This is a genomic window from Flavobacterium poyangense, from assembly GCF_011751075.1.
Taxonomy (GTDB): Bacteria; Bacteroidota; Bacteroidia; order Flavobacteriales; family Flavobacteriaceae; genus Flavobacterium; species Flavobacterium poyangense.
In genome coordinates this window covers 34163-55093 of sequence record NZ_JAALLN010000026.1, presented here as the reverse complement: position 1 = coordinate 55093, position 20931 = coordinate 34163, and the positions used below count along the sequence as shown (strand labels likewise).

Below are 20931 nucleotides of genomic sequence, written 5' to 3'. Positions count from 1 at the left end.
TCGCTCTAAAGTGGAATCCTGACTATTATTTCTCATCGTAACAAAATTTATTAAAATTAAATTTTGTTACCGAAATAAGTAACCTTTACAGAAATGACAGAGGTGAGAATAAATCTAAGGAAAACTACGCCCAAACAAATTGAAATTTTCATTTAATTATTCCCGCCTTATAAGTGGCAATAGCCCGATCGCGTGCAAAGGCATGATCTACCATAGGTTCGTTGTAACCCAGATCAAATTCTGGAATCCATTGACGGATGTAGATTCCTTTATCGTCAAATTTCTTTTGTTGAATTTCGGGATTGAAAACTCTGAAATATGGTGCTGCGTCACAACCTGTTCCTGCAGCCCATTGCCAGTTGCCTACATTTGATGCCAGTTCAAAATCTAATAGTTTTTCGGCAAAGTAAGCCTCTCCCCATTGCCAGTTGATGAGTAAATGTTTGCAAAGAAAACTCGCTACGACCATACGTACCCGATTGTGCATATAACCGGTCTCGTTAAGCTGACGCATTCCGGCGTCGACCATAGGATAACCCGTTGTTCCCGAACACCAGCGTTTAAAATCAGCTTCGTTATTTCGCCATTGAATGCCATCATAAGCCGATTTAAAATTATGATTGACCACATTAGGAAAGCTAAAGAGGATCTGAATAAAAAATTCACGCCAGATCAATTCACTCAAAAAAGTCTGATTGGTTTTGTTGGCCCAGTTCACTAATTTCCGAATACTCACAGTTCCGAAACGCAAATGAGGAGAAAGATACGACGTGCTGTCTAAAGCCGGAAAATCACGGGTTTCTTTATACGTTTTAATTTGGGTTAAGTTGTGCGGAAGTACTTTTATGGTACTTGTTTCAAAGCCTATTTTTGCCAATTCCGGAAACTGAAATTGATTTTTAGCAAAATTAGAGAACAGTGGTTTGGTGTCACATTCAGTCACCGTTCCTAACAAATGATATTTCTCCAGCCATTTGTTTTTATAAGGCGTGTAAATGGTATACGGAAGCCCGTCTGATTTGGTGATTTCTTTTTCTTCAAAAATCACGTGATCTTTATATGACAAAAAAGTAATGCTATTTTGTTGTAATAAATGGGTGATTTCTAAATCGCGTTTTATGGCAAAAGGTTCGTAATCTTTATTGCATACAACATCCTGGATATCAAATTCAGTTAGTAGAGACTGCCAGACTTCAGCGGTTTTTCCTTTTTTAATTAAAAGAGAAGACCCAACTAATTGAAGAGCTGCGTTTATCTTTTCAAGTGAATCGTATATAAAACTTACCCGGGCATCATTTTTTGGCAGACTGTCCAGTATATCTTCATCAAAAATAAATAAAGGAATTACCGGGTAGGAGGAATGTAATGCGTGAAATAAACCAATATTATCATCCAGCCGTAAATCACGTCGGAACCAGAAAATCGTTACTTTTTGTTTCATTGTACTTTCGTGTTAAATAGCTCTTCGATTTTGTTATGGCGGTATTTGAAAATAGTTTTTAGTTTGTTTGCTACAAGCAGCTTATTAATAATACGCCCTAAAAAGCCAAATGGCAAAGCGTAATGTACAACATCGGTCATTTTTACACCTGTTTCGGTGGCTTCGAAGAAGTGTTTGTGGTGCCATAATTTATAGGGACCAACGAGTTGTATGTCTACAAAATAGTGGTTTTCTTTTGAGATGGTAATTTCGGTTACCCATGACACTTTAATTCCCAGAAGAGGTTTTAAGGTATAGGTGATAATTTGACCGGGATACATGCGTTTGTTGTCGAAATCCAAAATCTCAAAACGCATGCTGTCTAAAGTGATAGTCTGAAGATTTTTAGGACTGGAAAAGAAATCCCAACACTTCTCTATACTTGCATTTATATGTTGTGTAGTTTCTATTTTATATATTTTCATAGTATCTGGTATTGCGCAAATTCATAAAAAGTATAGTTGACAGACAGAAACATAGATTTTTCTTCAAAAAAGAGTCTAAAAAAAGAAATACATTTCTGGATGATGGTTAAACGATGAGGTCTTCGACTTCGCTTAGACTGTCAATTGAAATTTTAAACAAGTGAAACGCCTTTTTTTCGTCTTAAAACTATGTTTCTATGTGTTAAAAAAATAAGGACACCCAATAAATAGGTTACATTTTATAATATTTAAAAGGAACGAATAACATCCCGAAACATTCTCCGCCTTCTTTTCCTAAATGTTTATGATGCACTTTATGGGCTTTTCTTAAGCCGATGAGGTATTTGTTTTTGGTGTTTTTAAACCATTTAAAACGTTGATGAATTAGTACATCATGTATTAAAAAATAGCAAACACCATAAAGAGTAATACCGCAAGCGATAAAAAACAAATAGTTAAACCCGCCCTGAACACCAAAATAAAAAAGAGCGATACTTGGAGTAGCAAAAATGACAAAAAAGATGTCGTTACGCTCAAAAGTATGTTCGTATTTTGGTTGGTGATGATCTGCGTGAAAGTACCACATTAAGCCGTGCATAATGTATTTGTGCGTCAACCAGGTAACACATTCCATAAACAGAAAAACACCGAGAAAAAGTAGAAAAGAGATCATCTTATGTTTTTTATATAATAAAGTTGTCAATAAAATGGTTATAAATATCCTTAACGTATCAGACTAGTTTTAATTTATAAGTGACGAACGATTGCGCCAAGAGCCCGACTTTTGTATAATTTGAAACCCGGATTCTTGAATTTCCAATTTCATGATAAGGGGTGTTTTTGAGTTTTTGCAATAGTTTTTTATAGTAGATAAAAGCGGTGTACACTCCAAATTTAGCTTCAATGGGTAATTTTATGATACCTTGATAAGCAATTTTAAAGTCTTCTTCGATTTCGTTGATAATGGCATTTTTGGCATTTTCGTCAAAAGAGTTTAAGTTGATTCCGGGGAAATAATTTCGATTTAAAATCAGATTGTCCTCTTTTAAGTCTCTCAGGAAGTTTACCTTTTGAAAGGCAGAACCCAGACGCATGGCTTCTGCCTTGAGTTGCTCGTATTTTTGATCTTTTCCTGCAACAAAAACCTTGAGACACATTAAGCCAACGGCATCGGCAGAGCCATAAATATAATCTTCATATTCCGTTTGTGTATGGTAAACAGATTTTACGAGATCGAGTTTCATGCTTTTTAAAAACGCCTGAATCAGATCATCGGTAATGTTGTATTGTTTTACGGTGCGCTGGAACGAATTTAAAATAGGATTTAAGCTAATGCCCATTTCCATTGCCTTGTAATATTCTTTTTCAAAATCATTTATTAGATATTCTTTGTCGTATTCATGAAAAGAATCGACAATTTCATCTGCAAAACGAACAAAACCATAGATACTGTAAATGGCTTCTCTAATGCCCGGTGCCAACATATGTACAGCAAGGGAGAAAGAAGTGCTGTAGTTTTTGGTAACCAATTTGCTGCAGCGATAAGAGACAGTGTCAAATAATGATTTCATTTTTTTTACGATCTAATAGATTTATGAATTAATTCTGCTACTAGTTTCCCTGATATTAAAGCAGGAGGAACACCCGGTCCCGGAACGGTTAATTGTCCTGTGAAATATAAATTTTTTACTTTTTTGCTTTTCAGTTTGGGTCTTAAGAAGGCGGTTTGTAATAGGGTATTTGCCATTCCGTAAGCATTTCCTTTGTAGGCATTATAATCTGCTACAAAATCATTTTTGCAAAAGGACTTTTTAAATATAATATTATTTTTAATTTTTTGCTGTGTGATTTGCTCAAATCGAGTGATTATTCTTTCAAAGTATTCTTCTCTCAGCGTTTCTGTATCTTCAATTCCGGGAGCCAACGGAATTAGAAAGAAGGCACTTTCCATTCCTTCCGGCGCAGCAGTTGTATCTGTTTTTGAAGGGAAATTAGCATAGAATAACGGAGCATCAGGCCATTTCGGCTCGTCGTAAATGTCGATGGCGTGTTGGTTAAAATCAACGTCAAAGAACAACGCATGATGCGTACAATTTTCTATTTTTGTGTTAAAACCCACAAAGAAGAGAAGGGAAGTAGGAGCAAAAACACGACTTTCCCAATACTTTTCAGGATAAGAGCGATGTGGTTGGTCTAATAGTGTTTCGGTATGTTGATAATCAGCACCACTTAAAATAATATCAGCTTCAATTAATTCTCCATTGATGCGAACTCCGGTTGCTATTTTATTGGTTATAACTATTTTTTCAATGGAAGAATTGGTTTTGATCGTCACACCCAGTTCGATCGCTAATTTTTCAATTCCGCGTACAACATCAAACATGCCGGTTTTCGGATGCCAGGTTCCCAAGCCGAAATCGGCGTAGTTCATAAAATTATAGAAAGAAGGAGTTTTGCTTGGTTTTGCTCCGAGAAATAAAACCGGGAATTCTAAAATCTGAATTAAACGTTCGTTCTTGAAATTCTTTCTGACATCAATGCTGACGGTACTAAAGAACTGATTTAGTTTTAAAGCGGTCTGAGGTGTGATTAATTCTAAAGGAGAAACGCCGGGACGGTAAACCAAATCTTTAATGGCGATGTCATAATTGCTTTTTGCTTTCTCGATAAAAGCGGCTAATTTTTTACTGCTTCCGGTCTCAATAGATTCAAAAGTAGCTTGTATGGCTTCCAGGTTGTCGCAAATAGTTATAAAATCTTCAATACCAAAGTAAACCCTGTAAGCCGGATTTAATTTAACAAGCTCGTAATAATCGGAAGTTTTTTTGTCGAAATCATTAAAGAAACGTTCAAAAACATCGGGCATCCAATACCAACTTGGCCCCATGTCAAAAGTAAAGCCTTCTTTTTTAAACTGTCTGGCTCTTCCGCCAATGGTTTCATTTTTTTCATAAATAGTTACACTGTTTCCTTGCCGGGCAAGGTAACAGGAGGCTGCCAATGCAGAGAAGCCGGACCCAATTATGATGATGTTTTTTTTCATTTGTTTAACAAATGTACAAAAACTTTAAACAAAATATTTATATTCGTTCTATTGTTTCATCCATGGAATCGAAAATGCGGATTCTGTCCGGTAAATTTTTTTGGTCTATGTGTTCAACCATTTTTCCCATAAGCCAGATTTCGTTGTTTTTCAGGAGTAATTTTTGTCCCATTGATTTTACATATTGGTTGATAACACTGCGATCCGGCTGAACAGTCATGAAGGATATAAAAGTGATATTGTCAAAATGTTTTGTAAGATCCTGCAGGTTTTCAACTGGCATGCTTTCGCCTAAGTAAATAGTTTTGTATCCTTTTGAGAGAATTTCATATTGAAGATAAAGCAATCCGATTTGATGAATTTCGTTTAAGGGTAGGGAAAGAACAAAAATGCGATCGGTTTTGGTAGGCTTTTGTATTTGTAGGCTTTCGGTATAAATTAGTATTTTCTGCTTGATTAAATGACTCATGAAGTGCTCATTTGCAGGAGTTATGGTTTCTGATTGCCATAAAAAGCCTAATTCTTTTAATAAAGGAAGAAAATGTTCTTTGAAAACTTCTTTGAATGTTTTTTCTGAAATTAGCCAATCAAAAGTATTGAAGAATAGTTCCTGATCAAAATTCATCATGGCCATTTTAAAGGAAGTAATGGCATAGTTTTGTGAATTCTTTTTTGAGATGATTTCACGAACTAACTGCGGAATCTTTTCATCAGGATAAGTGGCGATTTTAGAAATCTTATAACCGTATTCGTGTAATAATGTTATGTTTAGAAGCTTCTGAAGATTTTGCAGATTATAAAGTCTGATATTGGTGTCCGTTCTCATGGGCTCAAGAATATTATATCTTTTTTCCCAGATACGAATCGTATGTGCTTTTATTCCGGATAAGTTCTCAAGATCTTTTATGCTGAAAACAGTTTTTATGTTGTTTACCATTTTTGGTGATTAAGTAAACAAAAATAAACTAAAATCCGGGATACTGGCTTAAAACAATGCTAAAATGATAGATTAAGCCAGGTTAACTGCCTCAAAGTGGTTAAGTTTGTCTAAATGTAGAATGGTTTTAGTACTGTCTTCGCTTCTGTTGTACATGGTTTCGAATTTGGCACCGTAAACAATTTCATTAAAAGTATAGGAAGTACTTGCTGCTACAGTATTGCTGAACATATCATCAAAAGTGCTAATGAAGACCATGATTTCGCCATGTATCTTTTTAAAATCCTCTTCTGTAAAATTATACAACGGACTGTTTTCAGTTATAGGATGTACTAATGTCCAGCTTAACGAGAGTGCATTTATATGATCCAGTTCCAACTCGAGGTTGTAAAACTTGTTGATCATTTTGCCGTTTTCTTCGATGCTCATCCCCAGGGCTATTTTTGCTGTAGCGTCGGTAAAATTGGTATTTTTAAAAGGGACAAGTCGTAACATTAAGGCTTTGCTTTGTCCATAAGGTGAGATTAGTGCATGGTGTGAAAATTTTAAAAAGGCGGTCGGTTTGCTGAATCTTCCAAAGAACAAACCTGTTGCAATGGCGAAACACAACAAACCAATTAAAGCTTCAGCCGAAGATAAGACGCTTGTTAAAAATCCGGTTGGACTAATATGTCCGTAACCCACGGTAGTGAAGGTTTGCGCACTAAAAAAGTAAGCTTGACCAAATTGGTTAAGTACACTGCCGGAGGTTGTTATTCCGTCCAGATGTTCTATGCCAATTGCGTAATATAACAGGGCAAAAATAAAATTGATTGCAATATAAAAAGCAAATAAAATCGAAAGGAATTTCCAATTTGGCATTTCGATCATAGTATGGTACCAACTGATTCTACGTAGCAAATGCATGCCTCTTTTTTCGATGTTGGCCGTCCCGTTTTTGTTTACGAACCTTCCGCCATAACTGTTTGCATTGGTTCCAAAGCCGGAATTTTGATTTGTTTTTGCTTTGCTGTTTATTTTCTTAAGAAGTACCATTGTTATTTTGTTTGATCACAAATGTAATAATATCTGGCATATTGGGAGTAATTGTTTTTTTAACACCTAGACATCTAATTTTATGTGTGGTTTTAACCGCTAAGTGTGCAAAGATTTTTTTTGTTTGTGTTGATCGCAAAGTTCGCAAAGCTTTATCAGAAAGGTGTTTTTTAGTTTAGCAAGTTCTTATGTTTGTCGGTTTTTTTTATATGCGGATCTATTCAGGTTATTTTTGCGGGAAGTGTAAAACTAAAATAACAGTTTAATCCATTAAAATTTGTATTATAGGCTTTTGTGAACTTTGCGTAAACCTTTGCGAACATTGCGGTTAAGCAACATAAAGCTAAGAATTCTATTTTTCCACAGGTTTTTGTAAAATGAAAAAGCAATCTGCGGTTGTTTTAACTGCAGATTGCTTTGTGTGTTGTATGTAAGAGTACCGCTTGGTATTTATTTACAAAAAGAGGCTTTGTTCTTGATGGCGCTTTGGCTGCCTAACTCTATCGCTTTTGCGAAATCTTTGCAAGAATTCTTTTTATCGCCGATTTTATTATAAGCCAGACCTCTAAGATTGTAAGCGATATAATCTTTTGGATTTAAACCAAGAGAAGCGGTACAGTCATCTATAGCACCCTGGTAATTTTGCAGTTTGTAATTTACATTGGCTCTTCCTGTAAAGGCATCCGCATTCATGCTGTCTAAATCGATAGTTTTACTGAAATCGGCTGCAGCTCCTTTTAAATCATTCAGTTTTAGTTTGGCAACTCCTCTGTTTTGATAGGCTTCAACAAATTTGGAATTCATGCTAATGGCTTTGGTGTAATCTGCAATGGCACCTTTAGTGTTTCCGGCTTCGGCTTTCTTTAGGGCTTTGTCAAAATAACCGGTTGCAGATTGTGCGAAACTCGAAAACGTAATCATCATAAATGATAGAAGTAATAATTTTTTCATGGACTAATTTGGGATTAGTAGGTTAATTTATTTAGGAAACGAATTTAGGGAAGATTTATTATTAAGAGAAGTACTTCCGTAAAATTATAATTAATAAATGTAAAAGTTTTGTAATTGTGGTTTGTAAAGCCCTTCGACCCTTCGACTTCGCTTAGGGGGACATTCCGGATAAATAAGAAAACCTGTTAGCGAAAATTTCGGCAAACTTTATGTGTTTTTTTACCGCTAGGTACGCAAGGATTTTTTTGTTTGTGTTGATCGCAAAGTGCGCAAAGTGTTAACATAAAGCAAAGTCTTTTGCACGCAGATTTTGCAGATTAAGCCGATATTTGTTTTGTGCTCAGATAAAAACAATCTGAATAAATCTGCTACCTGAGCGATAGCGAACTGGCGAAGCAAATCTACATGAAAAAAATTCACTGCAAACATAGGAGTTCGCAAAGATTTTATCGAAACTGTTATTTTTTATATTGGGAACCTTGCGTTTTAACAAATGCACTGCTTGCGAAGATTAGACTTCGCCCCGGGATAACGTTTCTAAAAAAGTTGGAATTTTTAAAAAACTTGGAATTTTTCCCGATTGACCATAAAAAAAGGTCAAGTAATTTCTACTTGACCTTTTGTGACCCGACTGGGGCTCGAACCCAGGACCCCATCATTAAAAGTGATGTGCTCTACCGACTGAGCTATCGAGTCGTATTGACTTCTTCAATGCGGGTGCAAATATAAGGAGTTTTTTTTGAAGTTTCCAAGTGTTTAGGCGTACTTAAATTTTTATATTCCCGAATACGGTTTTATTTTTCTGAAAACGTGCGGTTTGGAGGCTGTTTTTTTTTTTCATTTTTTATTTCGGATCAACTAATTCCGTGGGCTATTTCTTACTATGGGGGCTAAAATGGGGTGTTGAATAATACTTTCCAATCAAAAAAAACTTTTAAATGGTGAAATCAAAGGTTACTTTTTTTAGTTTGCCACAGATTTCACCGATTAAAAGGATTGTTTTTAAGTTTGAAAAGAGTCGAAAATCTTAAGAATTTCGAATTTTAGTAAGCTATCAGCCTTTATTGTTTTTGAAAATAGAGGTAATTGGTTGTCTTGTCTACGTTGCGCAATCTTATCTGCGAATTATTAAACTCAAACAATTTCCAATTGATGTTTATGGCACTATGGTTACAAGTTCCGGTACTTATATGTTAAAATTTATAGGAGTCAATTACGGGATTAATGTGGGAATAGATTTCAGTGATAAGATGATTGATGATTATAAAAGATATTTCTCAAGATATTCTGATCCTGAAAAAGCCTTTTTATTATTTGTAAGAGATGAAATCGCTATGGCCAGTATTGAGTTGTACAAGCTTAAACCGGATGGTACAACAGAAAATGAGACACTAAATAATAATTTCATCGAATTTAAATTTAGTTCGTTTTTGTTGAGGCTTATAAATTTTGCAATTGTTAAAGTAATTTTATTGGGATGTAAATATCAATAATATGAAGTTTTTCGGGATGTGCTTTAGGGTCGTTTAAATGACTTAAAAAGAAGTTTCTGTTGTCAGGCTGATAGCCATTTTCTTCAAACCAAACATCGTAAATATAATTCCAGGTTTTAAAGCACTCAGACATTGGGGCTTCTTTGTGAAAAATAGCGTATAATCCACCGCTTATTGTTGTGTTACCGATTATGCCTTCTCCTGTTATTTTTTCAGGGACAGATAAACAGACGTCCGCTTGAAGCATTCCTGATAAGTTGGCATTGCTTCTGTAAACAGTTAATGCTTTGGTTTCAGGAAAATTTATTAGATTTCTGGGAGAAGCCCAATTAAAAAGCTGTTTGAACATTTTTTCAAATGTTTCACTGTCGTGATTGTGAATATTGAGATTTCTGATGTAAATAACATTAAACGCCTCAAGTTTTTTAATTTCAAAATCAAGTTTTACAATTTCGCTCATTTCAATTTTTTTTAAATTATTTAATTTGAGCGCAAGGTAGTTCTCGATTCTGGGTTGAATTTTTCCAATATTGCTATCCGTTATACCAATATTGCTATTTTTATGTTGCTTTCGCCATTCGCTTGGTGTTGTCTGTTTGATTTCACGAAAACTTCTTGAAAAAGACGAAATATTTGAAAAACCACAATCATTGGCTATTTCACTAATTGTTTTTGAAGGATTGTTCATTAAGAAAAACAGTGCTCTTTCTATCTTTGCATTTTTAATAAACTCATTGATAGTTGTCCCTGTTACTGACTTAAATATTCTATGGAAGTGAAATTTTGAGAAATTAGAAAGAATAGCCAACTTTTCTAAAGAAAGTTCTTCATGAAGGTTTTCTTTAATGTAATCTATGCTTTTGTTGATTCTAAAGTAATATTCTTTAATTGACTCTTCCTTTGTCATGTTTGTTTATCTATCGTGTTTTCTTAACTCAATTTTGTTTGTAAGCTAATATTGAGACAAAGTTAAGAATGAATGATCCAATTTTTTATATTTTGTAAAATCATCTTTTGAAGTAAAATAGTGAAGTGTGAATCAAAGTTTTGAATTGAATTACTTTGTTCTTATATCTAAAGGACAAGATTGCGGAAAAATTTAGCATAAAAAAACCTATTTCATCTTGAAATAGGTTTCTTGTTTTGTGACCTTGACGGGACAAAATTCGAGCCGTTTGTTAGAAGATTTTAAATAACAACTTTTAAGTCTATTTGACTCAGTACTTCCAAGTCCTGCCTAGCCTAAACTTTGTACATTTTGTCTGAGGTTTATGGATTACTTGCGGCTATTTTTATCTTTTTAAATTTTTCTTTGCCATAAGCTTTTCATATGCTGCTTGTCCGTCAAAGCAATTTGGTCCTCGCTTAGTTATAAATTTTTCTGTAAGCCAATTTTTAAGCTGAGTTGTTACTGTTTCAAATTGTTTGGACTTATCTTTTACGTTTCCTTTGTCAAGATATTGATTACAGAAATTTATGTGATACGAAAGGCCGTAACCCATAATTACAAAGGGAGCAGTTAGTTGTATTATTTCATCTCTCCGCCAGATCCCTTCTTTTAAATATACTCCATTGTCATTAATCAACTTTATATAGTTCGAGGTTTCCAATTCCTTTTCCGAAAAATAGAAGTTTAAGTATCTGTGATTAACTGTTATAATTTGTATTGCCTTTTCAAATGATACTTTCTCAAATCTGTTTTTATTTTCTGGGTGTTGAGAAAACCAACAATAGACATTAAGATTTAAGTCGTGGAAAATAAACTTCAAAAGATCGTTTAAATTTTCTCCTGACCAAAAACTACTTAATTCTTGGAATTTATATTTAATCTTTGGTTTCGGGCAAAAAGTAATGGGATTTTCGATTAATTCTTCAGTTGGAGAATAATCAATGTCTATTGAAACTGGTTTAGAGATTTTATTGCAAAGGACGCAAGTTGTTATAATTTGTATTTCCCTAAAATCATTCGTTCCTGTTCTTGGTATGTAATTAAATGCAATATTAAACCACTCGCTTTTACAACTGCATTTTTTCTTTTTTGGATACTCGCTTTGTATTAAGTCATACCAGAAGTCTATACTGTCAAGGATAAGGTAGTTTTCTTCATTTTTAGTTGTCAAAAGTCCAACACCTTCATTTTTAAGCAAACGAATTTGAAATTCATTTGCTCCGTTTTCTGTAGATATATTTTTTATTACTTCTTGTTTCAAAATGTTTCAAGTTATTAGATAAAGGGAGTTTAGTAGCTTTATTTTCGATGTACAAATAAATAGTAATCCTGGAACTTAGATCTGTGTTGGAGTTCGAGCAGGAATTTGCTGTAAATACTGATATTACAAAAAATCAAAAATTTTGAAAATCATTTTCGAATCATAAAAAAGCCTGAGAATCTAGATTCTCAGGCTTTTTAAATTTTAAAGTGACCTTGACGGTACAGAATTCGAACCATTTAATACAAGATTTGAAAATTTTAAGTGATGTTTAATTTTTTGATTCGACGTTAATATTACTACTGAAAAACCGTGTTAGCGTTGATTCTATTAAACAGCAAGTCCACTGAATTTTATACACTGTCATTACCAAAAGCATTCAACGAATTAAAAGTTCTTTTGATTATTTATAAGTTTATTATTATATATTTGATAATAAATAAACCCTGACCCTTGTCAGATTATCTACCCAATTTTGGGATGATAAGTCTGATGTTGTCAGTAGTATATACAAGTTATGCCTCAGTTCATCAGAACCTACGCAGAAAAAAGAACGTTTTTCATAATACTTAAATTTAAAGATGATTAAAAAAGCAACAGCATCATTAATGTTACTCTTCTGCTTTTATTCTTGCGGTAAACAGGAAGCAAGTACCGTAACACCAGAACCAACTTACGAATACGACACAAATTCAGAACAATATTCAAACGAAGTTTCAGACACAGTAATGTCGAACAGAAATCAAGCAATAGAAGAGTCCGAAACAACTACAAATGAACAAACTACAGACGGAATGTATCATACTGACAAAAAAGATGAAATATTTCATTACGATAAAGTATTAATAAAACCCAAAGGGATGAAAGGAAAATGGATAAATACTATTGCAACAGTAAGTTTTCAAGGAGAAAATCGAAATACATTAATATTAGCATTTACAACATCTAAAAATGAAAATCGTAGAAGTCCATATCTAATGCACACATACTTGGGTAAAGAAAATGGTGTTGAACTTTTTAAGTATGAGAGAATAGAAGGAGACAATTATGATGAATACTTCACTTTTGGCTTTACGGATGATGGCAAATTAACCGTAACAAATTTAACAAATAAAGATATTTTTATTTTTGAGAATACTTCAAACTACTAAACAATAAAAAAATATATCTTTATGGAACTTAAAATATTAGATGCTCTTTTAACATATCTTAAAGATACTAAACATAATACATTCCAATTCATAAAAAGTGATGTCAAAAATAAATCTACATTTTTAAAAGATATTGATGACAAAATACTTTATTCTGCTTTACTAAAATTAGTCAAAGATGATTATGTATATGAAGATCTTCAAAAAATTGGATCATTAAGCGGGAACATATATAATATATCATTTGAAGGTATATTTTTCATCAAAAAAGGTGGTTATCATCAGGCTCTGTTGGAAGCCCAAAGAAAAGAAAACGAGTATGACGATTTGAAGAACGAACAGAGGAAACAGTCTGCTTCCCTTGTTCGGTTAAATCGTTGGATGGTTTTTGGAGCAATTGTTGTTGCCATCGATAGCATTCTGAATATTCTGCATTTTTTTGGTGTTTACTTCAATACAAGTAATTTTTTATTTTGCGTAAAACCAACTTAAAAAAAATTTGACATAATAATTAATTTTAAAAGTGTTTCTGACTTTAAAACGGTGCAGAAACTAAACCGAAAATTGAAACGTGAAAATTACAATAAATAAAGAACCGAAGGCATAACAGCCGTTGGCGAGATTGGGGTTTTGGGCTTAATGGAAAGTTGGTCTTGCATTTGGAAAATTTGTGTTTAACCGAAAATCTCGCATCTTTAATCCCCAACCTCGCCAAGCGCCAGAACGTTACCTGCAAGCTTAAAGAACGTTCCATCTAAACTGAACTAGGAAATAATGCAAAGCGAAAATCATAAAGTTAAATCAATCTATAATTTCATCCTAAAGAATGAATCTGTTGATAGTGACTATTGGTCATTAGGTGGTGGAAGTAATGGAATCCAGAATATACTAAACACATTTCTTGATGAAGATTGGAATGATTTTAAAATAGAAATTATTAAATGGAATAGTGACTATGTTGACACCGTCATACAATCAATCGCTTTCGGGTTTGATGGAATGTTTACTCCAAGTCTTGATAAAAAATCAATTTCAAATGCTGGAAACTTTTTACTTGACATATTTATTTCATTAAGCGACATTAACCACAAATTTGATATTTCATATTTTAGTTTTTTCATTAACAAGAGTAATTCCAATCAAATTGAGAAACTAAAGTTTATGAAAAATTGGATGATAGATAATGGTTTTACAAAAGAGAATTGGTTAAAGTCAAAAGTGAATCCAATTGAGAATATTGAAGAAGCAATAAATAAAGCCAGCAGGTAACAGCCGCTACAACGGATTTGGGCATTGAGCTTAATGAAAAAATGGTTTTGTATTTGGAAGTTTTGGCAAATCCGAAAATAGGGCTTAATTTAGTCCCAAACCCACTGTAGTACCAGAACAAAAACAACCAAAATGAAAAAAAAACTATATAACTATTTTTATTTGCTCGTAATTATTTTACTTTTTTCCTCTTGTAAAAACAACGAGTTTGAAATTATTTCTAACGAAAATAGGCTCATTAAAAATGATGATATTTCAAACTTAAAAATCACTCAACAAGCAGTTGACAATTTTATTATAAATGAATACTCTAGATATCTAGACTCTAGATATCAATACCCTAGATATGACTCACCAAGTTATGAAGAAGTTCAAGACCTGAAAGAAAGGTTTTTTAAAGAAAAACTAAAAGGAATTCAATCCAAAATAAGCATTAAAAACAATTCAAATCAAATAATAGAAAAATGTAAATTAACTATTTTGATAAAATATACTTTTGAAAACGAAAAAACATTCAACTATATAAAACCTTATATTTTATTGGAAAACAATAAAGTTTGGAATAAAGATGAAACCTTGGACTTAAATTTAAATGATGTAATTAATTTTTCTTCGAGATACGAAAAAAAAATTCTAAAAATACATACTCCAAAAAACGTAACAATAGAATATTATATTACTGCAAAAAATTCCATCAACTATAATAATATGGGTAAGACAAAAGAAACTTTAAATCTTGAATATTCAAATGAATTTTATTCAGGAACAGTAAAAGCTTTTGGAATATTTACTTCAAAACCGTTAAATCAAAAAGAAATATTATGGTTGGGAGAAAAAATATTAAGTGAAGATATTACAGATTTATGGAATGAGAATATTAAATCAGAGACAATAAATCAAACTGTTGAAAAACCAAAAAATGGAGATTTAGATAAAACTTTTGTAGGTCAAGAAACTTTAAAAAAGCAAAGTGAAGATACATATAAAAAAGAGAAAGAAAAGTTAATTTCAGAAGGTTGGAAAGAAGAAGAAATTGAAAATGGGCAACTTTCATCTTGTTACAACTTCAAACCAACTAAAGGGAAAATAAAGAATCGTTTAGAGGTAATTGTTGGTGGTGGAACGGACGTTTCTATAAAGCTTATGAATATGGAAACCGAAAAATGTATAAGATATGTTTTCATAAATAGCGGAACAACTTATAGTATTGAAAATATTCCAGAAGGAAAATATTATTTAAAAATTGCATATGGAAAAGATTGGCTGTCTAAAGTTGAAAATGAACAATGTGTTGGCAAATTCATTAAAAACCCATTATATGAAAAAGGAGAAGACATTTTAGACTTTAATATTCAGCGAGATACTAATGGAAGAAGTATTCCAAGTTATCAATTAAGCCTTGATGTTGTTTCAAGTGGTATTTCAAATTCATTTAACTCGCAAAATATTTCAGAAAGTGATTTTAATAAATAAAAAAACGGCTGTTACCAGCCGTTAGGCACAATTACACCAAAAAACCGAAAAATTGGATATAAAAACACTAAACAGAATAAAAGATTTTAGGCACGAAGTTGAAGATCTTCCTAATGAAATCTATACTAACGAAGAATTTACAAGTTATAATAATGAAACTTCCAAAGAAGAAAAAGACAAAATTGTTGATCTTCAATTTAAACGATTAGAAGAAACCCAAAAGATAAAAAGAAAGTTATTAGGCTTTTTTGCTGTCCATTTGGAAGATAATAGTAATTATTATTCTCTTTTGGGAAAAATTAATTTTAGACCTAAAGAAGGATTATGGAATTCGTTCCATTATAGAAATAATGAGGCTTGGCTAGAAGATAAAAATAAATTTTTAATACTTTTAGAACTCATTGAAAATGAATTTACTGAAAAATTGGCCTTACCAAAATCACACACACCAAATCCATTTCAGGAAAAAGATATATTTTCATCTGCACTCTTTTGGACAATATTGACAATTTCTTGTGGCTTATCATATTTTTTTGGCTTATACAAAGCGGAATATGATAAAACTAAGATTGAGAATGAGTTGAATCAACAAAAAACTACAAATATCAATCAAGCAAAAGAAATAGAAATGTTGAAACTAAATAGCACTCTTAAAAAGGAAAAATAACTGACTTAGCAAAAATTATGACTAAAGAACAAATAATTCAAATTGTGATAGAGGTAATTCTATTTTTAATTGCATCATATTTTATATTTTACAAATCTTGGCTTGCATCACTTGGAAAAGAAGTTGCAAAACTATCAACTGCCGAAGAACTTACACGTTTGACCGAAAAAGTGAAAAAAGATTTTCAAGAACAAATGGAAGTTTATAAGAGTAAATTAAGTGAAGAACTCACTTTAAAAATTGAACCTTTAAAGTCAGATCTAGCAAAAGCAAATATTACACACCAAATTCAGTTCAGCTTCTTACACCAAGAAAGGGCTAAAATTATATTAGAGCTTTATAAAAAACTAATTGAACTTCATTCTGCAATGGTTGATTGGACAAATTTTATGCATCCAATCATAGAAGATGCAGAAAAAGAAAGTCAAGAAAGAACTAACAGAGCAAACATTGCAATAAATGAATTTAAAAACTTTTATCTAATAAATAAACTCTACTTTTCAAAAGCTTTCTGTAATTATATTGACGAAGTTTTTAAAGAATATTGGGATAAAAATTGGGAATTTGGCTATGGACAAGAAAGAGTAAAGAGTGGTCAATTAACGGAAGAATATTTCAAACATTACTCAGAAGAAAGGTCTAAAATCTCCAAAGAACTAAAAGAAAATTTACCACTAAAAATAAATGAAATAGAAGACAGATTTCGAAAAATATTAAACGTAGAAGAAGAAGAATAACTGTGCCTAACACACTCTACAAGCAATTTGGGTATTAGGCTTAATTTGGATGTGCTAACACAAAGTGGAGACAAAGTTAAGGGTGCATTTTTGCACCCTTAATTATTTAAATCCCTTTATAAAGTCTCTTTTTCTTTTTTTGTTTAAACTGTTTCGAAACATAATCAGCTACTTTTTCTCCACGAAGTAGAATATCTAACAGATTTTCTTTTATGTAATCTTTCGCTTCAAGATTTTGGAAGTTTTCAGAACTTATTGAGACAGAGTTTTTGTGTTTTTTCTCAAGTGCAAGAATGATTATTGCACAACTTTCCTGAATTCCTTTTGCACTGAATTCTTTTCCAAGACTGCTTCCGTTGAAAACGGATCTGGTTTTATGGTCAACGTAAGTTATTCCGTAAAGCTGTCCTTCCCTGCTTTTTCTTAATATCGTATGAATGCTTTCTCTTTCCAGTACTTTGGATAATATTTCGGGAGAAGTTATGGTTTCACGAAAGAAAGCCAGTTTTATCGCATTTTTTACATATTTTTTAAAAGACTCTTTCTCTGCTTCATTAGACTTAAACTTTGCTTCTAGAAATTTTAAGGTAGGTTTGCTGTAGAATTCGCTGGCTTTTATCGGCACGCCTATCGGTTTTGAATTCTGGTCAAGTATCTTGTAAAGCAGTCCATTGTTTTTAAAAACTCTCGATTCCTCGCTTCCTCTGTCAGCATGGATATTATAAAGATTTAAGACTGCGTTGAGTTCAGGCAGGCTCGAATATTTATAGTCAAATAAAACCTTGTTTAAAACTGAATTGATAGCCTTTCTGGACTCTGCTTTTCCGTATTGGACTCTGCCGACATCTATCGGATTTAACGAAAATTGTTCTTTCTGTTTTCTTCCTTCTGCTTTAATAAGTCCGAACATTTCTTCAATTTCTTTTCGGGCAGGTTCTGATTTTCTGATTCCCAGTAAATGCAGATCGATTCTTTTTCCGTCTCTCTGAATGTTGTTTGTCACTATATGGCAGTGCGGATGCCCTGCATCATAATGCTGATACACCAGATAAGGCTGTCTGCCGAAGCCCATTTTTTCCATGTAGACATCCGCAATTTCAGCCAGTTTTTCTTTCGAATGATTCTCGGCGGGATCAAAATTGAGAGAGATATGCACCGTATTCCGCTTCGCATTGGTATTGAGTTCTGCCAGTTTTAGAAAGCGGTTTAATTTTGAAGTGAAACTCAGTTTTTCCAGTTCAAGCGGATAATTCACAGCACTTATGCATTCCGCTTTTCCGATCTCAACTTTATTTTCGTTGTAATTCAGAATGGCTCTTATGGACGAGCTTGTTTTTATTACTGCAACCATTTTTCTGCGATTTTCTGGGTGTGACTTGAGACTTCTTCCATTTTATCAAAAAGCCTTTCTCTTTGGATTTCGAATAGATAAAGGTGTCCTTTGAAATCGGGAATTGTTTTGAGCGTGTTTATCTTTCTGGCAATTTGATTGATATTATTGCCTATTGCCCGTAATTCGGAAGTGAGTACAGCTGTTTCTTCCATCAGTTCGTCTAAAGACTGGTTTCTGTAAATGGCTACAATTGGTTTGTTGAATAAGTGGCTTCTGATGTGATCACTTAATTTTCGGCAGGTGCTTGCTCTGAATCTTTTTTCCAGTTCGGCATACTCCATGGGAGTGAATCGCAGTCCCACGATTCGTGTTCTGTTTGAATTTTCTCTTTTCATAATCTTTCATTTTCATTATTATCAAACTCTTATCTTTTAAGTTTCTCCACCGCCGAGTTCCGAGGCAATGGGTGGCAAGATAGGCGGTTGTTAAACAACCGTTCATCTTGCTGATTGCAGGAACGTGGCAATCTTTGGAGATTTTTAAAAGCAGGCTTCTAATTTAAGGAAAATATCTATATGTATCATGCGCAAAATATGTGCATGATGGCTGTAGGCTGTTACAATGAATAAATGTTTAAAAAAAGAAAAAGGGAAAAAAGAAAGCAGTCTTTAATTGGACAAGCATACAGGTGAAGTGCTATAAGTCCCGAAGGGCATTTTTTGAGGAACGAAGAAAAATGTTATGCGCACTTCTCTGGCTGTGTCCAATACCTTGCTTTGCTTTTTTTGCGTTGAAGTCTATTAAGGAACTATGCTTGATCAAATTTTTCAATCAAAAAAAATAATATTATTTATGATAGTTTAGTACTAAAAAAATTTAAAACTTTAGCAAAGTTTTCATTTGTAGTATTTTCAAATTCGTAGAATTCTTTATTTATTAAGTACTCTTGGATAGTTCTATTGAATATAGTTTTTTTATATTTCTTTGCTTCAAAATATTTAGATAACTGTAAATTTATTTTATCATTTGCAGTAAATAAATCTTCCATGTTAAAATTATTCCATGATGGATCAATGTCGCCTAAGGTAAAAACTTTAGATTCTATGTATATTCCATACTCTGAAATATATCTATTCTTTTGTAAATGACCTTCTTTATCTGAATCAAGAAGAATGATGAAATTTTTTCCCCATCCAATATACAAACTAATTAGAGTATCTAAATTTCCTGATCCAGTACTTGGTATGATACTAAAACAATTGTTATCATTTAATATGATGTCTTTAAAATATTGCAAAGTGTAGAAATCATTTTTTCCTTCCATTAAAATTGCATTATTAATATTGTCGAAATCACTTGGAACATAATCTAACACATCTAAAATAGGTTGGAAGTAAGCAGTATTATGGGGATGATGCGTAACAAAAGTTCGATAAGGTATAATTTTAATGTCTGTTTGTTTTATATTAAAATCCTCAATATTTTCTAAATTTAATCCCTCGTTTTTTACTACGTATGTACTTTCAAGCCATTTCGAGTTTACCAAATGATGACTATGAGTCGCATAAATAATTTTATTATTCTTGGTTAAATTTTCAAAACTTTTTAATAATTGTTTTTGCGCATTTGAATGCAAATTTGACGCCGGTTCATCAAATAAGAATATTATGTTTTGGGTAGAGTCTTTCCTGAATGGTCTAAACTGTGTAAATAGTAAGAAAGTAAAAAACCAGCGAAATCCTAATGATCTTTCATTGATTTTATAGATGCCATCTCCAGTTTCAATGTCAAATTGAAGAAAACTGCCTTTTTTATCTGTTCCATAGCTAATTTGAACTTTTGTACCAGTTAAACTTTTAGAAAAAATTTCATTCCACGCTCCAAAAACAACAGCAGTGACTTTATTATTCATTTTTTTTAATAAAGTCATTAAGTTTCTCTTATCATTTTCATCAACACTTTTAATTCTTGCAATCAGATGTGTTTCAATAGTAGTGTCATTCTCCAAAGAAAATAAAATGTCTTGAATTAACTCAAAATAAAATGTTTCTTTAGCAGTAAGATCTTCATTACTTTCAAGGTAAATTTTAGACGGAAAATCAAATAAAAAATTTGGGAAATAAAGTATACTAGGAATTAATCCTTTACAAAAATCAGCTATTTTCTTATTTTCTTCTTTACTTAATTTGCATATCTCTGTAGAATTTTTTTGTAGACAATCAATACCAGTCCAGTTATTATTTGTTTTCACAAATGTTGAATCCTTGAATTCGTAATTTCTAGTTATCCTTATCTCGTCAACTGTAGATATTTTCTCGTATTTAGTATTTTCGCTTATAAAATTGTTTATTTTATCAATATCATCAGATTCAAATTTTATTGTTGCCTCTATAGATGATATTCCTGTATAATTATCTCTTTTGCTTATCGGAATAATTGAATTATAATCTTCTATTTTTGATCCAGGCAAATCTAACGCTCTCAAAGCTTCATTATTTTGATCAAAAAAATTGATAGCTTCCAATATACTAGTTTTACCGCTTTCATTCAGTCCAATTAAGGTATATACATTAGCATTTGGAGATTTGTCTAAACTTACAACTATACTATTTATCCCCTTAAAATTATTGATCTTGAATTCTTTGAATTTCATATTGAATTAAAATTACTATAAAAAAAAGACTGTATTGCAACAGTCTTAATATAATTGTTTGACAAAAAAGTATT

The 20931-nt window shown here is 32.4% G+C and carries 20 protein-coding genes and 1 tRNA gene; 7 read left to right on the top strand and 14 right to left on the bottom strand.

Annotated features, from left to right (window positions below):
• Window positions 1-148 precede the first annotated feature (148 nt).
• The 9 genes from G3A47_RS21855 to G3A47_RS21815 all read right to left on the bottom strand — a co-directional run bounded on the left by G3A47_RS21855 (window position 149) and on the right by G3A47_RS21815 (window position 8567).
• Window positions 149-1441 carry a cryptochrome/photolyase family protein gene (locus G3A47_RS21855; protein ID WP_166926310.1) on the bottom strand — a complete coding sequence of 431 codons (1293 nt, stop codon included), beginning with the start codon at window positions 1439-1441 and terminating at the stop codon, window positions 149-151.
• Window positions 1438-1905 (bottom strand): SRPBCC family protein, encoded by a 468-nt coding sequence (locus G3A47_RS21850; protein WP_166926308.1) that lies wholly within the window; start codon window positions 1903-1905, stop codon window positions 1438-1440. The genes G3A47_RS21855 and G3A47_RS21850 overlap by 4 nt, the downstream gene beginning before the upstream one ends.
• Before the next feature lie 232 nt (window positions 1906-2137).
• Complete coding sequence (locus G3A47_RS21845) at window positions 2138-2578, bottom strand: sterol desaturase family protein (protein ID WP_166926306.1); 441 nt, start codon at window positions 2576-2578, stop codon at window positions 2138-2140.
• Window positions 2579-2636: 58 nt separating this feature from the next.
• Window positions 2637-3476, bottom strand: a complete 840-nt coding sequence (locus G3A47_RS21840; RefSeq protein ID WP_166926304.1) for a phytoene/squalene synthase family protein — start codon at window positions 3474-3476, stop codon at window positions 2637-2639.
• Between the two features lie 5 nt (window positions 3477-3481).
• A complete protein-coding gene (locus G3A47_RS21835; RefSeq protein ID WP_166926302.1) occupies window positions 3482-4948 on the bottom strand; it encodes a phytoene desaturase family protein in 1467 nt (488 codons plus the stop codon).
• Window positions 4949-4985: 37 nt separating this feature from the next.
• Window positions 4986-5885, bottom strand: coding sequence for a MerR family transcriptional regulator (locus G3A47_RS21830; protein WP_166926300.1), 900 nt, complete (start codon window positions 5883-5885; stop codon window positions 4986-4988).
• Window positions 5886-5957: 72 nt separating this feature from the next.
• Window positions 5958-6920 (bottom strand): ion channel, encoded by a 963-nt coding sequence (locus G3A47_RS21825; RefSeq protein ID WP_166926298.1) that lies wholly within the window; start codon window positions 6918-6920, stop codon window positions 5958-5960.
• Window positions 6921-7370: 450 nt separating this feature from the next.
• Window positions 7371-7871, bottom strand: a complete 501-nt coding sequence (locus G3A47_RS21820) for a tetratricopeptide repeat protein (protein ID WP_243860546.1) — start codon at window positions 7869-7871, stop codon at window positions 7371-7373.
• A 623-nt stretch (window positions 7872-8494) separates the two neighbouring features.
• Window positions 8495-8567: transfer RNA gene (locus G3A47_RS21815), tRNA-Lys, on the bottom strand.
• A 374-nt stretch (window positions 8568-8941) separates the two neighbouring features.
• Between G3A47_RS21815 and G3A47_RS21810 the strand changes: the two genes are divergently transcribed.
• Complete coding sequence (locus tag G3A47_RS21810; RefSeq protein ID WP_166926296.1) at window positions 8942-9364, top strand: hypothetical protein; 423 nt, start codon at window positions 8942-8944, stop codon at window positions 9362-9364.
• On the opposite strand, the gene G3A47_RS21805 is transcribed toward G3A47_RS21810, so the two are convergent.
• Together G3A47_RS21805 and G3A47_RS21800 are read right to left on the bottom strand one after the other, a co-directional pair.
• Window positions 9330-10271, bottom strand: a complete 942-nt coding sequence (locus G3A47_RS21805) for an AraC family transcriptional regulator (protein WP_166926294.1) — start codon at window positions 10269-10271, stop codon at window positions 9330-9332. The genes G3A47_RS21810 and G3A47_RS21805 overlap by 35 nt on opposite strands.
• Before the next feature lie 385 nt (window positions 10272-10656).
• Window positions 10657-11574: a hypothetical protein gene (locus tag G3A47_RS21800; protein WP_166926292.1), complete on the bottom strand. Its 918-nt coding sequence runs from the start codon at window positions 11572-11574 to the stop codon at window positions 10657-10659.
• Between the two features lie 581 nt (window positions 11575-12155).
• Between G3A47_RS21800 and G3A47_RS21795 the strand changes: the two genes are divergently transcribed.
• The 6 genes from G3A47_RS21795 to G3A47_RS21770 all read left to right on the top strand — a co-directional run bounded on the left by G3A47_RS21795 (window position 12156) and on the right by G3A47_RS21770 (window position 16871).
• On the top strand, window positions 12156-12725 hold the full coding sequence (locus G3A47_RS21795; RefSeq protein WP_166926290.1) for a hypothetical protein: 570 nt from the start codon (window positions 12156-12158) through the stop codon (window positions 12723-12725).
• A 21-nt stretch (window positions 12726-12746) separates the two neighbouring features.
• The gene (locus G3A47_RS21790; RefSeq protein ID WP_166926288.1) at window positions 12747-13217 is read left to right on the top strand and encodes a hypothetical protein; all 471 of its coding nucleotides are present in this window, start codon (window positions 12747-12749) and stop codon (window positions 13215-13217) included.
• Between the two features lie 282 nt (window positions 13218-13499).
• Window positions 13500-13994 (top strand): hypothetical protein, encoded by a 495-nt coding sequence (locus tag G3A47_RS21785; protein ID WP_166926286.1) that lies wholly within the window; start codon window positions 13500-13502, stop codon window positions 13992-13994.
• 132 nt (window positions 13995-14126) lie between these two features.
• Window positions 14127-15467, top strand: a complete 1341-nt coding sequence (locus G3A47_RS21780; protein ID WP_166926284.1) for a hypothetical protein — start codon at window positions 14127-14129, stop codon at window positions 15465-15467.
• Window positions 15468-15519: 52 nt separating this feature from the next.
• Window positions 15520-16134, top strand: coding sequence for a hypothetical protein (locus G3A47_RS21775; protein ID WP_166926282.1), 615 nt, complete (start codon window positions 15520-15522; stop codon window positions 16132-16134).
• Window positions 16135-16151: 17 nt separating this feature from the next.
• Window positions 16152-16871: a hypothetical protein gene (locus G3A47_RS21770; protein ID WP_166926280.1), complete on the top strand. Its 720-nt coding sequence runs from the start codon at window positions 16152-16154 to the stop codon at window positions 16869-16871.
• Between the two features lie 106 nt (window positions 16872-16977).
• On the opposite strand, the gene G3A47_RS21765 is transcribed toward G3A47_RS21770, so the two are convergent.
• The 3 genes from G3A47_RS21765 to G3A47_RS21755 form a co-directional block, all read right to left on the bottom strand.
• Window positions 16978-18222, bottom strand: coding sequence for a relaxase/mobilization nuclease domain-containing protein (locus G3A47_RS21765; protein WP_166926278.1), 1245 nt, complete (start codon window positions 18220-18222; stop codon window positions 16978-16980).
• Window positions 18210-18599, bottom strand: a complete 390-nt coding sequence (locus G3A47_RS21760; protein ID WP_166926276.1) for a plasmid mobilization protein — start codon at window positions 18597-18599, stop codon at window positions 18210-18212. The genes G3A47_RS21765 and G3A47_RS21760 overlap by 13 nt, the downstream gene beginning before the upstream one ends.
• Before the next feature lie 455 nt (window positions 18600-19054).
• Window positions 19055-20857 carry an ATP-dependent nuclease gene (locus G3A47_RS21755; RefSeq protein WP_166926274.1) on the bottom strand — a complete coding sequence of 601 codons (1803 nt, stop codon included), beginning with the start codon at window positions 20855-20857 and terminating at the stop codon, window positions 19055-19057.
• Between the last annotated feature and the right edge of the window lie 74 nt (window positions 20858-20931).

Coding starts and splice junctions, on each gene's coding strand:
- G3A47_RS21835 (WP_166926302.1), bottom strand. CDS start 4,948: ATGAAAAAAAACATCATCATAATTGGGTCCGGCTTCTCTGCATTGGCA.
- G3A47_RS21765 (WP_166926278.1), bottom strand. CDS start 18,222: ATGGTTGCAGTAATAAAAACAAGCTCGTCCATAAGAGCCATTCTGAAT.
- G3A47_RS21845 (WP_166926306.1), bottom strand. CDS start 2,578: ATGATCTCTTTTCTACTTTTTCTCGGTGTTTTTCTGTTTATGGAATGT.
- G3A47_RS21785 (WP_166926286.1), top strand. CDS start 13,500: ATGCAAAGCGAAAATCATAAAGTTAAATCAATCTATAATTTCATCCTA.
- G3A47_RS21760 (WP_166926276.1), bottom strand. CDS start 18,599: ATGAAAAGAGAAAATTCAAACAGAACACGAATCGTGGGACTGCGATTC.
- G3A47_RS21840 (WP_166926304.1), bottom strand. CDS start 3,476: ATGAAATCATTATTTGACACTGTCTCTTATCGCTGCAGCAAATTGGTT.
- G3A47_RS21805 (WP_166926294.1), bottom strand. CDS start 10,271: ATGACAAAGGAAGAGTCAATTAAAGAATATTACTTTAGAATCAACAAA.
- G3A47_RS21855 (WP_166926310.1), bottom strand. CDS start 1,441: ATGAAACAAAAAGTAACGATTTTCTGGTTCCGACGTGATTTACGGCTG.
- G3A47_RS21795 (WP_166926290.1), top strand. CDS start 12,156: ATGATTAAAAAAGCAACAGCATCATTAATGTTACTCTTCTGCTTTTAT.
- G3A47_RS21790 (WP_166926288.1), top strand. CDS start 12,747: ATGGAACTTAAAATATTAGATGCTCTTTTAACATATCTTAAAGATACT.
- G3A47_RS21830 (WP_166926300.1), bottom strand. CDS start 5,885: ATGGTAAACAACATAAAAACTGTTTTCAGCATAAAAGATCTTGAGAAC.
- G3A47_RS21770 (WP_166926280.1), top strand. CDS start 16,152: ATGACTAAAGAACAAATAATTCAAATTGTGATAGAGGTAATTCTATTT.
- G3A47_RS21825 (WP_166926298.1), bottom strand. CDS start 6,920: ATGGTACTTCTTAAGAAAATAAACAGCAAAGCAAAAACAAATCAAAAT.
- G3A47_RS21780 (WP_166926284.1), top strand. CDS start 14,127: ATGAAAAAAAAACTATATAACTATTTTTATTTGCTCGTAATTATTTTA.
- G3A47_RS21820 (WP_243860546.1), bottom strand. CDS start 7,871: ATGAAAAAATTATTACTTCTATCATTTATGATGATTACGTTTTCGAGT.
- G3A47_RS21850 (WP_166926308.1), bottom strand. CDS start 1,905: ATGAAAATATATAAAATAGAAACTACACAACATATAAATGCAAGTATA.
- G3A47_RS21755 (WP_166926274.1), bottom strand. CDS start 20,857: ATGAAATTCAAAGAATTCAAGATCAATAATTTTAAGGGGATAAATAGT.